The following is a 13,224-nucleotide window of genomic DNA, read 5'->3' on the forward strand; positions in this document are numbered from 1 at the left end:
CGCCGGGAAGCCGGGCCGGAGCGTCCAGGTGCCCGCCGGCACCTGGACGCTCACCCCGAGGGCGGGTGGTGCACGTCGCCTACTTCTGGTCGCGGCGCAGGATCAGGTAGCAGACCCCGTCCTCGTTGACGAACTCGTCCAGCAGCGGCGTCAGGCCGGCCTCGACGGCCAACGAGGAGATCACGTCGACGCCGTGGAAGGAGAGGAAACCCTTGAACTCGACCGGGTTCGCCGTCAGGTACCGCTCCGCGTAGAAGTGGAAGAAGCTGCGCGTCGAGGCGCCGATGTCGAGGAAGTTGACCCCGAACCTGCCGCCGGGCCGCAGGATCCGGGCGATCTGACGGAAGTAGTGGAAGAACTCGAAGACGTTGAGGTGGATGAACACGTTCAGCGAGAAGCCCGCGTCGAACTCCGCCGACGGCAACGCCGCCAGGTAGTCGTTGTCGATGTGGTGGTAGTCGACGTTGGCATGGTCCTGGCAGGTGATCCGTGCCTTGTCCAGGAAGGATCGGCTGACGTCGGTGCACAGCATCCGTCGCACCGAAGGCGCGAGGACGTTGGCCATGATCCCCTCGCCGCTGCCGATCTCGAAGATCGACGACTCCGGGGTGATCCCGAGGCGCTCGGCGATCCACTTCGCCCGGTCGACGCGGTCCTGCAGGTACTCGTCGCGGGGCTGGGTGCCGGCGAGCTGGATCTGCATCTCGTCCGGCGTCTGCCACTCCCAGACCATGTTGAGGTCGCCCATGCTCCGCAGCGGCGGCTTGGGGCCGGTGGCGGGTGTTCCTTGCGCGTTGCTCATCAGACCTCGCTCACGGTGTCCTGGGTGATTTCCTTACGTTGCGGCCCTCGGCCGGCCACCAACCCGGCGACGTCGGAGGCGGTCAGCTCACCCTCGCGGGCCAGGGTGACGAGCAGGTCGGCGACCTGCACGGCGGTCGGCGCGGCGCCGACGGACTCGCTGAGCTCGATCGCCCGACGCCGGTACCGGTGGTCGAACAGCACCTCACCGATGGCCTTGTCGATCGCGTCGCGGTCGATCAGCAGCCCGGGCAACGTCTTGGTCGCCCCCTGCGGGTCCAGCCGCCGACCGTAGATCTGCCCGTCGAAGTTCAGCGCGAGTGACAGCTGCGGCACCCCCATGGCGATGCCGTTCATCAGGCAGTTCGCGCTGCCGTGGTGGATGAGCAGGTCGCAGTCGGGCAGGATCAGTTCGAGTGGGCAGTTGCGCAGGACCCGGACGTTCGGTGGCAGCGTGCCCATCGCGTCCACCTCGGACAGCGCCGCCGTGAGCACCACCTCGCTGGCCAGTTGCGCCGCGGTCTCGACCGCCTGCCGAAGGGCCGGCAGCCGCTCGCCGAACACCCCCGTCGCGGAGTTTCCCCACACCACGCACACCCGCTTGCCCTTGACCGGGCCCAACAGCCAGGGGTCGACGTCCTGGGATCCGTTGAAGGGGTGGTATCGGATGGGTATCCGCAGCGCGTCGCCCATGGGCGGAATGGTCACGTCCGGCGACGGGTCGACGGCGTACTTGATGTCGCGCCGGGTCCACTGCACGCCGTACTTCTCGAAGCAGGACAGGGGATCCCCCGCCATCATGTTGAGCCCCGGCTCGGTCTCCACGGTGCCGATGAAGCCCGGCCCGAAGAAGACGCTGGGTACGTCGTTCAATATGCCGACCAGCGCCCCCTCGACCGCCATGATGTCGTACACCACCAGGTCGGGACGCCAGGACGCGGCGTAGTCCACGGCGTTGTCGAAGCTGCGCTGGACCGCGGCGATGGACCTCTTCCAGAAGTCGCTCAGCATGCCGGTGTCGAAATCGCGCACGGAGCCGAGCGCCTCACCGGTGAAGGGATGCAGCGGCAGCGGCATCTCCCCGCTCTGCGGCGGGGTGTTGATCGCCAACGACCAGTAGGCCAGCCGGGCGCTTTCCATCATGTCGGCGGAGTCGAGCATCGACACCGGCATCAGGCCGGTCGCCTGGACCCCCGAGACCTGCTGGGGCGGGCAGGCGACCCGGACCTCGTGCCCGGCCGCCCGGAACGCCCATGCGAGCGGAACCATGCACATGTAGTGTCCAGCCCAGTTGGACACGGTAAACAGAATCCGCATCGGAACCTTTCCCTAGCGCCGTACCTGCACGGGTCGCTTGTTCACGTGCCGAGCCCGATCACCACACGAGCGCGAATCGACCGGCCCGGCGCGACAGGCTCCGCTGCGGTCGGCGGCTGCCCGACCGAGAGTAGCGGACCTGGACTAGCGTTTTCCCCACACCTGATCTTCGGCGGCAAGGAAACGCCTCGCATATGCATCAACCATTCTTCGCTCTGGGTCAGGAACTGTCGCGGCACCGTACGAAATCGTTGCGGAGGCCGTCGTTCAGGACACCCCGTCGTCCACCAGGCGGGTCGGATCGAGCGAGTTCATGAACGAACGCAGGGCGTCGAGGTGGGTCGCGGGCTTGTCCCAGCCGAGCTCGGCGCACCAGGCGATCAGGTCCGTCAGCTCCTGGGTGGCGCGCGCCTTCTCCTCGGCCGACAGGCTGGCGACCGAGAGATCCTGCGGCCACTGCACGACGTTGGCCAGGTCCACCTCCAGCCCCTCGGTACGCGCGAACTCGAGCACGTTGCGCAGGTCCCACAGGTTGTGCCGCTGCGGGGACACCTGGAGCCAGACGTCGAAGTCGGACCGGAGCAGGCGCAGGTTGGCCACGAAGTCCGCCCACTTCCCGCCGGCCCGGATGTATTCGAACACCTCGCCGACGCCGTCGCAGGAAGCCCCGATGCCCACGCTCTTGAAGTGCCGTAGGAGCTTTATCGCGTTGTCCGGGGAGACGGTCAGGTTCGAGTTGTACTGGATGTCGACGTTGTGCGCGTTCCCGGTTTCCACGAGCAGCTCGAGCATGGCGAAATGACCCGGTTGCAGGAAGGGTTCGCCGCCCGCGAAGTACAGCTTGCGGATCAGGTGCGCATTCTCCCGCAGCGTCGCCCACAACTCGTCGTCGTCGCGGTACGGGTCGATGACCGCGGACGACCACGACGGGCGTTGCTTGGCGCCCCAGGAGGAACTCACCGGGTAGGTGCACATGACGCACCGCAGGTTGCAGAGGTTGCCGAACCTGATGTCGAGAAAGAACGGGAACTCCTCGACCGTGCCGTCCGCGGCGGTACGGGCGGCGAGCGCATCGAGGTCGTACTCCTGGTGGAACCGGCGGTTGACGTTCTGCCGGTAGGACTGGGCGCCGTGGTCCTCCCGGAAGTAGCAGTACTTGCACGCCTCCACGCGCTCGCCACCGAGCATCGCCAGCCGGGTCCGCTTCATGTTGGGGCTGTTGAAGGCCTCCCGGATGCCCATCACGCGGTCCGGGTTGTCCTTGGCGTATCGCGAACCCGGGGAGCAACCGATCGCGTCGTCGTTCAGCGCGAACGCCGGCTCCTCCTGCTCGTCGTACAGCTCCGTGTGGTACATCGAGTCGTCGACGCAGCACCGGCCGTAGACGCCGTCGATGGAGGCGCAGAGGTGGATCCACGGCAGCACGCACGCGGTCTGATCGGCCGTCGGGGACGGGGTGGCGTGGCTGTCGCCAGGAACGCTCATCGGATGCCCCCCGAGCTCACCATCGCCAGTGCTCCTCGTGCGCGAAGCGCAGCGTGTCGATCTCCGGCCGGTCCACCCAGTGCCGGAGCGACTCGGCCGGCTGATAGTCGAACGGCTCCTCGTCGCCGAACTGCGGCTCGTTCGCCCGCATCTGGATGCAGGAGCGCAGGACCTGCTGTTTGAGCCCGATGTACTCCGCGCTGTGCGGGCCCAACTGCCATTCCACCTCGGCCGGCCGGTACTCGAAGTAGATGACCCGGCGCTGCTTCCCGACCACCGCGGGCGCCCCGTGCAGCGTGAGAATGTTGTGCAGCAGGAGGTCCCCCGGCTGCATCACGGCTGGCACCGCCCCCGTGGTGTCCCATTCGCTCGCGTTGAGCTGGTCCGCGGTGGCGGTCAACCGGTCGTCGCCCCAGTAGTTCGACTCCGGGATGCACCAGACGCAGTTGTCCTCGGGGGCGGGGTCGAGGTAGATCCCGGCGTCGATGACCCGGCCCGCACCGGTGACGCCGACCGCGTTGTCGTAGAGCCCGGCGTCGCGGTGCCAGGCCAGCCTGGGCGCTCCGGCGGGTGTCTTGAAGACCATGCTGTCCCAGGTCGGGATCAGATTCGGTCCGACCAACTGCTCCATGATCCGCAGCAGCAACGGATGACCGGCCAGCATGGCGATGGGTCGGGCCTTGTCGACGACGTACTCGATCCGCACCGGCGCGGCGCCCGGCTGGTCGGGCTCCAACGTCCAGACGGTGTCCTCCATGGACCGGGTCGACCACGCCCGGTCGATCAGGGCCCGGCCGGCCTCCTGGACGTCGGCCAGCTCCTGCGGCGTGAGCAACCCGCGGACGACCAGGACACCCTGCCGGCGAAAGGCCGTGACGTGCTCGGGCAGCAGCCCCGTCCGCCGGATGTCGCATTCCGCGATCCGGTTGACGACACGCAGGTCTCCGACGGAATCCATCAGTCCACACCCTTCTGATCAGCGGTCGCGGGCCCGGCGGCGCGGTCCGCGACGAAGTACCAGTCCTGCTCCAGGGCCGTGGTGAGCGCGGCGCGGCTCAGCGCCCGCCCGCCCGCGAGCCACGCCGGCAGGGTGAACACCTGGTAACCCAGCTCCTCCACCAGCAGTGACCACAGGTCGTCCGTCGTCGTGCCGTACTCCCGCATGACGGCGTCGCCGCCGTGCTCGAAGACGATCACCGGCCGACCACGCCGCAACGTGTCGCGCGCCCCCCGCAGGGCCAGCACCTCGCCCCCCTCGATGTCGATCTTGATCAGGTCGACACGTACGTCCGCGGGAATGACGTCGTCCAGGCGCACCGTGTCCACGGTGATCTCGTGCAGCGTCTCCGCCGGCCGGTCGTAGGGACGCCGGCGCAGGCCGCTGTAGCCGGGGTTGGACACCACGTGCACGAAGCTGTGCCGGCCCGCGGCGTCGGCGGCTGCCGCCCTGACGACCGTGACCGACGGCAGCCGGTCTGCCAACTCGTCGGCGAGTGCGGGCAACGGTTCGACGGCGAAGTGGTTGCCCTCCGGCGCCACCCGGACCAGGTGCTGGGTGATCTCGCCGACGCCGGCACCGAGGTCCACCGACACGGCCGTCCGGCCGCAGACCCGCTCGATGATCTCGACGGTGAGTCGGTCGTAGTCCTCGTTGCGTTGGGCGGGGTCGGCCGCCAGGGAGCCGCTCACGCCGGCCGGGTCCGTCCGATGCCCAGTCGCGGGCTCGTCATCAGGTACAGGCCGGTCTCCGGGTCGAACAGCTCGAGCCCGTCGATCTTGTTCAGCCCCTCGCTGACCGGCGCCTTGGGAACACCGGCCTCCGCCATCCGGCGGGCCTGCTCGGCGGCGAGGAAGAGCTGGCCGACCGAGTTGCCGGCGTCGGCCGCCGGTAGCTGCGGCGGAACCGAGCGACCGGCCATGGCGTCGCTCACGTCGGCGAGCCCGGCGATCAGCTGGGCGAACGCCTTGGCGCCGTCGACCCGTTCGAACTCGTCCTCGTCGTGCTCGCCGATCAGCCGGTCGGCGAGGGCGAAGTAGTTCGCCTTGCCGGCCTGCTGCTGGTAGACGGCCGCGACCAGGGTGAACAGGCGCTCGAAGGCGTTGCGGTAGAGCGTCTCGTAGAACCCGTAGGCCTGCTCCTCCTCGACGTCGCCGTTGACGATGCCCAGGATCGACGCCGACGCGAGCATGCCGCTGTAGAGCGCGAGGTGCACGCCGGTCGACAGCAGCGGGTCCAGGAAGCAGGCGCTGTCGCCCGCGGCGAAGTAGCCGGGGCCGCAGAAGCTGTCGGACACGTACGAGAAGTCCTGCTCGACCCGGACACCCGGCTGGTACGTCCCGGTCGCCACCAGGCTGCGCACCGTCGGCGACTCCTCGACGAGCGCGGCGAGCATGTCCTCGAGTGAGTCGTGTTCGCTGCGTCGTTCGAGGAAGCGCTTCTGGTGACACACGAACCCGACGCTGTAGCGGTTGCCCCGCAGCGGGATGACCCAGTACCAGCCGTCCGGCGCGCCGACCACGTTGATGCCGCCCTGCGGCGAGTTGGGCAGCAGTGATCCGCCGTCCCAGTAGCCCCAGATGGCGACGTTCTTGAACGTGTCGTTCGCCCGTCGGTGCTTGAAGTGGCGGGCGGGGATCATGCCGGCCCGGCCGGAGGCGTCCACGACGAAGTCGAACTCGGTGGTGCGCCGCTCGCCGCTGTCCGGCTCGGTCCACTCCGCGGCCACCGCGCGGTCGCCGTCGAAGATCACCCGCTTGACCTCGGCGTTCTGGATGACCGTGGCGCCCTGTTTGGCGGCGTTGTTCAGCAGCACGTGGTCGAAGTCGTCGCGGTCCACCTGCCAGGACCTGACTCCGGGACCGAAGATCTCGGTCCAGTCGATGGCCCAGTCCTCCTTGCCCCACCGCAGCAGCACACCGTTCTTCTGGGTGTAGCCGCGGGCGTCGACGTCGCTCAGCGCGCCGACGAAGTCGACGATGGTCCGGCACGAGGACGCGATCGACTCGCCGATGTGGTAGCGCGGGAAGGTCTCCTTCTCCAGCAGGGTCACCGACAGTCCCGCGCGCGCGAGCAGTGCCGCGGCGGTCGATCCGGCCGGACCGCCACCGATAACCAAGACCGTGCTGACCATGAGGCTCCCAATCGATGAGGAGGACGGGACGTGATCCTTCTATTGAGAACATCACCGTACGACGTGTCCAGATTGGCGTTCTACGATCACCGGGAAGGTCTAGTGGGAGCGCTAGTGTGATGCGCCCGAAGTGATCTACGATGGGGCTGGTTGACCGTCTGGCGTCAACCCGATCCCAGCCTGCTCGGCCCGGAATAGGGTGCTCGCCGAATTGCTGGGCGAAACCCTCGAATTGGTCGGCTGTCGGCTGTCGGGGGGCTTGGTGTGCGCCGCGCCGGGCACTGTCTTCCAGACATTAATGCGCATGGAGGGTTCGTGAAGATACTCTTTCTGCCGGGGCCGGTGAAATCGAACGTATTCGGGGTGGGCGCCCTGGCCGTCGCCGCACGGGTGTGCGGCCACGAGGTCATCGTCGCGTCCACCGTGGAGGGCGCCGCCGCGGCGACGGGCATCGGCCTGCCCGCCGTGACGACGAGTGAGCTGACGCTGACCCAGCTGCTGACCACCGACCGCGCCGGCAACGCGCTGGAGTTTCCCACCGACCCCGCCGAGTTGCCGACCTTCGTCGGCCACATGTTCGGCCGCCTGGCCGCCGTCAACCTCGGCCCGACGCGCGACCTCGTCACCGGCTGGCGGCCGGACGTCCTGGTGAGCGGGCCGCACGCCTACGCCGGCCCGCTGCTGGCCGCCGAGTTCGGCCTGCCGTGCGCGCGGCACCTGCTCACCGGGACCCCGATCGACCGCGACGGCACGCACCCCGGTGTCGAGGACGAGCTCAAGCCCGAGCTGAGCGCGCTCGGCCTCGACCGGGTGCCCGACTTCGACCTGGCGATCGACATCTTCCCGGCCAGCATCCGGCCCGCGGGCGGACCGGTGCAGCCGATGCGGTGGACGCCCACCAGCGAGCAGCGGCCCGTGGAACCGTGGATGGTCACGCCGGGGGACCGGCGCCGGGTGCTGCTGACCGCGGGCAGCCTGGTCACGCCGACGCACGGCATGGACCTGTTGTGGAACCTCGTGACCGCGCTCGCGGACCTGGACGTCGAACTGGTCGTCGCCGCCCCGGAGGAGGTCGGCGCGCTGGTCCGGAAGATGCCCGGGGTGGCGCACGCGGGCTGGGTTCCGCTGGACATGGTCCTGCCCACCTGCGCCCTGATCGTGCATCACTCCGGCACGATGACCGCGCTCACCGCCATGCAGGCCGGTGTCCCGCAGCTGATCATCCCGCAGGAGCGCCGGTTCGTGGACTGGGCCGGGATGCTGGCGACCAAGGGCATCGCGATCAGCCTGCCGCCCGGTGCGGACACCGAGGACGCCCTCGCGGACGCGGCCCGCAGGCTGCTGACCGAGCCGGCCTACGCCACGGCCGCGCGTGCCCTGGCCGACGAGATCGCCGAGCTGCCCCTGCCGGTCACCGTCCTCGACGTGCTGCGGGACCTGGCCGGGAAGGCGCGGTGATCTCTGGGGATTTCTTGGACCGTCCCGCCCTACAGTCGGTGCCGAATCCCGTCCGCTCTGGCGAAAGGGGAGTTCATGTGACGACCGAGCCGGATCGATCTCGATACCTCTACCGACAGATGCGTCTCATCCGGGAGTTCGAGGAGCACTGCCTCGAAATGGCCGTCGCCGGGACGATCGTCGGTGGTATCCACCCCTACATCGGTCAGGAGGCCGTCGCGGTGGGCGTGAGCGCCCACCTGCGAGAGGACGACGTCATCACCAGCACCCACCGTGGGCACGGCCACGTGCTCGCGAAGGGCGCCGATCCGAAGCGGACCCTGGCCGAGCTGTACGGCGCGAGCACGGGCCTCAACCGGGGGCGTGGCGGGTCGATGCACGCCGCCGACGTGGGGCTGGGCGTCTACGGCGCGAACGGGATCGTGGGCGCGGGCGCACCCATCGCGGTGGGCGCGGCCTGGGCAGCCCGGCGTCAGGGCCGTGACCAGCAGGTGGCCGTGGCGTACTTCGGCGATGGCGCACTCAGCCAGGGCGTGGTGCTCGAGGCCTTCAACCTGGCGGCGCTGTGGTCGCTGCCGGTGCTGTTCGTCTGCGAGAACAACGGGTACGCCATCAGCCTGCCGGTCGACCGGGGCCTGGCGGGCGACCCGGTGCGCCGGGCGGCCGGGTTCGGCCTGACCGCCGAAGCGGTGGACGGGATGGACGTGGAGGCGGTCACCGAGGCCGCGGGGCGGGCGGTGGCCGCCTGCCGGGCCGGTGGGGGACCGCACTTCCTCGAGTGCGCCACCTACCGGTTCCGTGGTCACCACACGGTGGAACACCTGATGGGCATCAACTACCGCGACGAGGCCGAGGTGGCCAGCTGGACGGAACGTGACCCGCTGGCGCGCCAGCGGGCGCGGCTCGCGCCGGCGGTCGCCGACGAGGTCGACGCGGAGATCGCCGCGCTGATCGCCGAAGCCGTCGCGTTCGCCGGATCGAGTCCCGGGTCCGACCCGCGCGACGCTCTGGACTACCTGTACGCCGGCACGGCGCCGACGCGGCCGGGAGCGTGATCCGATGCCGACTCTGTCCTACATCGCAGCGCTGAACCAGGCCCTGCGCGACGAGATGGCCCGTGACGAACGGGTGTGCATCTTCGGCGAGGACGTCTGCCTGGGCCTCACCGGCATCACCAAGGGGCTGGCCGAGGCGCACGAGGGCCGGGTGGTGGACACGCCGCTGTCCGAGCAGGCGTTCACCAGCCTGGCCACCGGGGCCGCCATCGCCGGCCAGCGTCCCGTCGTCGAGTTCCAGATCCCGTCCCTGCTGTACCTGGTGTTCGAGCAGATCGCCAACCAGGCGCACAAGTTCTCGCTGATGACCGGCGGCCAGGCCAGCGTCCCGGTCACCTATCTGGTGCCCGGCTCCGGGTCCCGGTCGGGCATGGCCGGGCAGCACTCCGACCACCCGTACAGCCTGCTCGCGCACGTGGGGGTCAAGACCGCGGTGCCGGCGACGCCCAGCGACGCGTACGGCCTGCTGCTGTCGGCGATCCGGGAGCCGGATCCGGTCGCCGTGTTCGCGCCGACCCTGCTGATGGGCACGTCCGAGGAGATCGACGGTGACCTCGACGCCGTGCCGCTGGGCAGTGCCCGTACGCACCGGGAGGGCACGGATGTCACGGTGGTCGCCGTGGGCCATCTGGTCCCGGTCGCCCTCCAGGTGGCCGCCGACCTGGCCGGCGAGGCGTCGGTCGAGGTCATCGACCCGCGCACGGTCTACCCGGTCGACTGGGAGACCCTGGGCAAGTCGATCAGCCGGACCGGTCGGTTGGTGGTGATCGACGACTCGAACCGGATGTGTGGTTTCGGCGCCGAGATCGCGGCGACCGCGGCGGAGGAGTTCGGCCTGGCGGTACCGCCGAAGCGGGTGTCCCGGCCCGACGGCGCAGTGATCCCGTACGCCCTGAACCTGGACCACGCGCTGCTGCCCGACGCCCTCGAACTCACCAAGGCCATCCGGGCCGTGCTGCGTCGGTAGCTGCTGTAAGGGTATCGGACGCGGTGTTGAAGGAGAGAGGTCGGCACATGACATCGGGACGCCCGCGGGTGGCGACCGTCACGGTGACCACCAACGAGAGCAAGTGGCTGCGTCGCTGCCTGGGGGCGCTTGTCGACAGTGACACCGAAGGATTCGATCTTGACGTGCACCTGATCGACAACGCCTCCACCGACGGCAGCGCGGAGCTGGTCGCGCGGGAGTTCCCGAGCGTGAAGATCACCCGAAATCCCACCAACCTCGGGTTCGCCGGCGCCAACAACGTCGGCATCCGGGCCGCGCTCGCCGCCGGCGCCGACTACGTGTTCCTGGTCAACCCGGACACCTGGACCCCGCCACGGCTCGTCCGGGCGATGGTCGAGTTCGCCGAGCGCTGGCCGGAGTACGGCATCGTCGGCCCGCTGCAATACCGCTACGACGCCGAGTCGACCGAGCTCGTCGAGTTCAACGACTGGACCAACACGGCGCTCTGGCTGGGCGAGCAGCACGCGTTCGCGGGCGACGGGATGGCTCATCCGTCCCCGGCCGGCAGTCCGCAAGGCCGCGCGCCGAGGACCTTGGAGCACGCGTACGTCCAGGGCGCGGCGCTGTTCGCGCGGGTGGCGATGCTGCGCGAGGTGGGCGTGTTCGACGAGGTGTTCCACACGTACTACGAGGAGGTGGACCTGTGCCGGCGGGCCAGATGGGCGGGCTGGCGGGTGGCCCTCCTGCTCGACGAGGGCCTGCAACACCACGGCGGCGGCGGTGCGGCCACGCGCAGCGCGTACACCCGGGTGCACATGCGGCGCAACCGCTACTACTACCTGCTCACGGACGTGGACTGGCACCCGACCAAGGCGACCCGGCTGGCCGCCCGGTGGCTGGTGGCGGACCTGGTCGGCCGGACCGTGGTCGGCAGGGTGGACCCGATGACCGGGGCCCGGGAAACCCTGGCGGCGGTGCGCTGGCTGGCGGGCCACGCGCCGACCATAGCGGAACGTCGACGCAGTCACCGGGCGTTGCGCGCGGGCCGTACGCCGGCACGGCGTGAGGTGGCGTCGTGACCGGGCCCCGCATCCTCATCTCCGGCAACTTCCACTGGCAGGCCGGGTTCAGTCACACCGTGGAGGGCTACGTCCGGGCCGCCGGCGCGGCGGGCTGCGAAGTCCGGGTCAGCGGCCCGCTGTCGCGGATGGACGACCAGGTGCCCGGGCTCCTGCCCGTCGAGCCGGACCTCGGCTGGGGCACCCACCTGGTGGTGATGTTCGAGGCCCGGCAGTTCCTGACTCCCGAGCAGATCGAACTGGCGACCCGCACGTTCCCCCGGTCGCGCCGCCTGGTCGTGGACTTCGACCTGCACTGGGCCGACGAGCATCCGGAGCTGGGCGTGGACGGCACGGCGGGCAAGTACACCGCCGAGAGCTGGCGCTCGCTCTACAGCGAGCTGAGCGACGTGATGCTACAGCCGAAGCTCACCGGGAAGATGGCCCCGGGAGCGGAGTTCTTCTCGTGCATCGGCATGCCCGAGACCGTGTGCCACCCGTTGACCCTCGGCCGGCAGCGGGACTACGACCTGCAGTACATCGGCAGCAACTGGTGGCGTTGGGAGCCGCTGACGGCCCTGGTGGAGGCGGCAGTGACGCTGCGTCCCGTGCCGCGCATGCGGGTCTGCGGCCGATTCTGGGACGGCGCCACCTCTCCCGGGTTCGAGGACGCGACCACGAGCGTCCCGGGCTGGCTGGCGGAACGCGGCGTCGAGCTCTGCCCGCCGGTGGCCTTCGGGCAGGTGATCCCGGAGATGGGCCGGTCGCTGATCTCACCAGTGCTGGTCCGTCCCCTGGTGGCGGGCACGGGCCTGCTGACGCCGCGCATGTTCGAGACCCTGGCGTCGGGCGCCCTGCCGGCTCTCTCCGCCGACGCGGAGTTCCTCGCCGAGGTCTACGGCGACGAGTGCGCGCCCCTGCTGCTCGGCGACGATCCGGCCACGACGCTCGCCCGCCTCACCACGGACTTCGAGCGGCATGCCCGGATCGTCGGTCGGATCCAGGACCGGGTGCGGGAGGTGTACGGCTACCCCCGCGTCCTGCGGAACCTGCTGGCCTTCTTCGGGTAGGGGGTTTGGGGCGTGGTCGGCCGGCTATCCCCAGTCCATCCACGGGCGGGGCTCGGGGTCGGCGACCTCGGCCGGCGCGCTCATGAACACCAGCACGTACGCACGCCGAGGCTGGTCGGTCAGGTTCGGGCCGGCGTAGTGCGGGGTTCGGAAGTCGTGCACCACCGCGCCCCCGGGCGCCAGCGGGCAGGCGACCGCGCTGGCCGGGTCGACGTCGTCGGTCATCAGGCCACGGATGCGGTCGTCGTTGTCGATGTGGTGGTGCGGGAGCACCGGACCGCGGTGGCCCCCCGGCAGGTAGTGCAGGCAGCCGCTCTCGACGGTGGCCTCGTCCAGGGTCGTCCAGATGCTCAACCCGCGCCGCCTCCACCGGGGATCCATGTAGGCCTCGTCCTGGTGCCACGGCGTCGGAGCGCCGTATCGCGGCGGCTTCAGGATGGCGTGCCCGTAGAACTCGAGCTCTTCCTCGGCCATATCGAGAAAGGCTGCGGCAATTGACCGGCACCGCGCGAAGTGCGGGCTGTCCAGCAACTCCGGTACGTATTTCTCCGGCTTGATGATCTGCGGCAGCAGTGGCGGCCCTTCGCGGTCGCGTTGGCCGGCGATATCGTAGAAGTCCTCCGCGCCCGGGGTCGCGCGTCGGACGAAAAGCCGGTCGTAGGCCTGGCGCAGCCACGCCACCTCCGACTCGCTCGCGACCTGCGGGAGTATCGCGAACCCACGACTGCGGAACTCCTCCCGGTCACGGTGGTCTATGGTGCCCACCACTTCCATCGCGTCCATGCCGTCTCCTTCAAGGGATGACCTCGACAGTCACGATATGGGTGCGGCACCCGACAGTCATCACCCCAGGTCAGGATTAGGGAACGGCCTAGAGTCTGCGGACAAGTCGAATGTCGC

12 protein-coding genes are annotated in these 13,224 nt (G+C 69.7%); 5 read left to right on the forward strand and 7 right to left on the reverse strand.

Features of this window, described 5'->3' with window-relative positions:
• Positions 1-79 precede the first annotated feature (79 nt).
• The 6 genes from O7633_RS23740 to O7633_RS23765 all read right to left on the reverse strand — a co-directional run bounded on the left by O7633_RS23740 (position 80) and on the right by O7633_RS23765 (position 6,734).
• Positions 80-802, reverse strand: coding sequence for a class I SAM-dependent methyltransferase (locus O7633_RS23740; RefSeq protein ID WP_282323977.1), 723 nt, complete (start codon positions 800-802; stop codon positions 80-82).
• Entirely contained in the window at positions 802-2,070 is a 1,269-nt protein-coding gene (locus tag O7633_RS23745) for a nucleotide disphospho-sugar-binding domain-containing protein (protein ID WP_282323978.1), read from the reverse strand. The genes O7633_RS23740 and O7633_RS23745 overlap by 1 nt, the downstream gene beginning before the upstream one ends.
• A 315-nt stretch (positions 2,071-2,385) precedes the next feature.
• A complete protein-coding gene (locus tag O7633_RS23750) occupies positions 2,386-3,603 on the reverse strand; it encodes a twitch domain-containing radical SAM protein (protein ID WP_178063231.1) in 1,218 nt (405 codons plus the stop codon).
• A 16-nt stretch (positions 3,604-3,619) separates the two neighbouring features.
• Positions 3,620-4,561: a phytanoyl-CoA dioxygenase family protein gene (locus O7633_RS23755; protein ID WP_278131709.1), complete on the reverse strand. Its 942-nt coding sequence runs from the start codon at positions 4,559-4,561 to the stop codon at positions 3,620-3,622.
• The gene (locus O7633_RS23760; RefSeq protein ID WP_278131711.1) at positions 4,561-5,292 is read right to left on the reverse strand and encodes an FkbM family methyltransferase; all 732 of its coding nucleotides are present in this window, start codon (positions 5,290-5,292) and stop codon (positions 4,561-4,563) included. The genes O7633_RS23755 and O7633_RS23760 overlap by 1 nt, the downstream gene beginning before the upstream one ends.
• Positions 5,289-6,734: an NAD(P)/FAD-dependent oxidoreductase gene (locus O7633_RS23765; protein WP_278131713.1), complete on the reverse strand. Its 1,446-nt coding sequence runs from the start codon at positions 6,732-6,734 to the stop codon at positions 5,289-5,291. The genes O7633_RS23760 and O7633_RS23765 overlap by 4 nt, the downstream gene beginning before the upstream one ends.
• A 315-nt stretch (positions 6,735-7,049) precedes the next feature.
• Between O7633_RS23765 and O7633_RS23770 the strand changes: the two genes are divergently transcribed.
• The 5 genes from O7633_RS23770 to O7633_RS23790 all read left to right on the forward strand — a co-directional run bounded on the left by O7633_RS23770 (position 7,050) and on the right by O7633_RS23790 (position 12,324).
• Positions 7,050-8,192, forward strand: coding sequence for a nucleotide disphospho-sugar-binding domain-containing protein (locus O7633_RS23770; RefSeq protein ID WP_282323979.1), 1,143 nt, complete (start codon positions 7,050-7,052; stop codon positions 8,190-8,192).
• Positions 8,193-8,311: 119 nt separating this feature from the next.
• Complete coding sequence (locus tag O7633_RS23775; protein WP_278131716.1) at positions 8,312-9,247, forward strand: thiamine pyrophosphate-dependent dehydrogenase E1 component subunit alpha; 936 nt, start codon at positions 8,312-8,314, stop codon at positions 9,245-9,247.
• A gap of 4 nt (positions 9,248-9,251) precedes the next feature.
• On the forward strand, positions 9,252-10,214 hold the full coding sequence (locus tag O7633_RS23780; RefSeq protein WP_282323980.1) for a transketolase C-terminal domain-containing protein: 963 nt from the start codon (positions 9,252-9,254) through the stop codon (positions 10,212-10,214).
• A 47-nt stretch (positions 10,215-10,261) separates the two neighbouring features.
• Entirely contained in the window at positions 10,262-11,275 is a 1,014-nt protein-coding gene (locus tag O7633_RS23785) for a glycosyltransferase family 2 protein (protein WP_178063235.1), read from the forward strand.
• Positions 11,272-12,324 carry a hypothetical protein gene (locus tag O7633_RS23790; RefSeq protein ID WP_282323981.1) on the forward strand — a complete coding sequence of 351 codons (1,053 nt, stop codon included), beginning with the start codon at positions 11,272-11,274 and terminating at the stop codon, positions 12,322-12,324. Before O7633_RS23785 ends, O7633_RS23790 begins: the two co-directional genes overlap by 4 nt.
• A gap of 24 nt (positions 12,325-12,348) precedes the next feature.
• Here the strand turns inward: O7633_RS23790 and O7633_RS23795 are convergent, their stop codons facing one another.
• Positions 12,349-13,107: a phytanoyl-CoA dioxygenase family protein gene (locus tag O7633_RS23795; protein WP_282323982.1), complete on the reverse strand. Its 759-nt coding sequence runs from the start codon at positions 13,105-13,107 to the stop codon at positions 12,349-12,351.
• Positions 13,108-13,224 lie beyond the last annotated feature (117 nt).

Origin of the sequence: Micromonospora sp. WMMD712, from assembly GCF_029581295.1 — a bacterium.
Classification (GTDB): Bacteria; Actinomycetota; Actinomycetes; order Mycobacteriales; family Micromonosporaceae; genus Micromonospora; species Micromonospora carbonacea.

Excerpts from the sequence above, each read along its gene's own strand:
- O7633_RS23740 (WP_282323977.1), bottom strand. The coding sequence starts at position 802 with ATGAGCAACGCGCAAGGAACACCCGCCACCGGCCCCAAGCCGCCGCTG.
- O7633_RS23745 (WP_282323978.1), bottom strand. The coding sequence starts at position 2,070 with ATGGTTCCGCTCGCATGGGCGTTCCGGGCGGCCGGGCACGAGGTCCGG.
- O7633_RS23750 (WP_178063231.1), bottom strand. The coding sequence starts at position 3,603 with ATGAGCGTTCCTGGCGACAGCCACGCCACCCCGTCCCCGACGGCCGAT.
- O7633_RS23755 (WP_278131709.1), bottom strand. The coding sequence starts at position 4,561 with ATGGATTCCGTCGGAGACCTGCGTGTCGTCAACCGGATCGCGGAATGC.
- O7633_RS23765 (WP_278131713.1), bottom strand. The coding sequence starts at position 6,734 with ATGGTCAGCACGGTCTTGGTTATCGGTGGCGGTCCGGCCGGATCGACC.
- O7633_RS23775 (WP_278131716.1), top strand. The coding sequence starts at position 8,312 with ATGCGTCTCATCCGGGAGTTCGAGGAGCACTGCCTCGAAATGGCCGTC.
- O7633_RS23780 (WP_282323980.1), top strand. The coding sequence starts at position 9,252 with ATGCCGACTCTGTCCTACATCGCAGCGCTGAACCAGGCCCTGCGCGAC.
- O7633_RS23785 (WP_178063235.1), top strand. The coding sequence starts at position 10,262 with ATGACATCGGGACGCCCGCGGGTGGCGACCGTCACGGTGACCACCAAC.
- O7633_RS23795 (WP_282323982.1), bottom strand. The coding sequence starts at position 13,107 with ATGGACGCGATGGAAGTGGTGGGCACCATAGACCACCGTGACCGGGAG.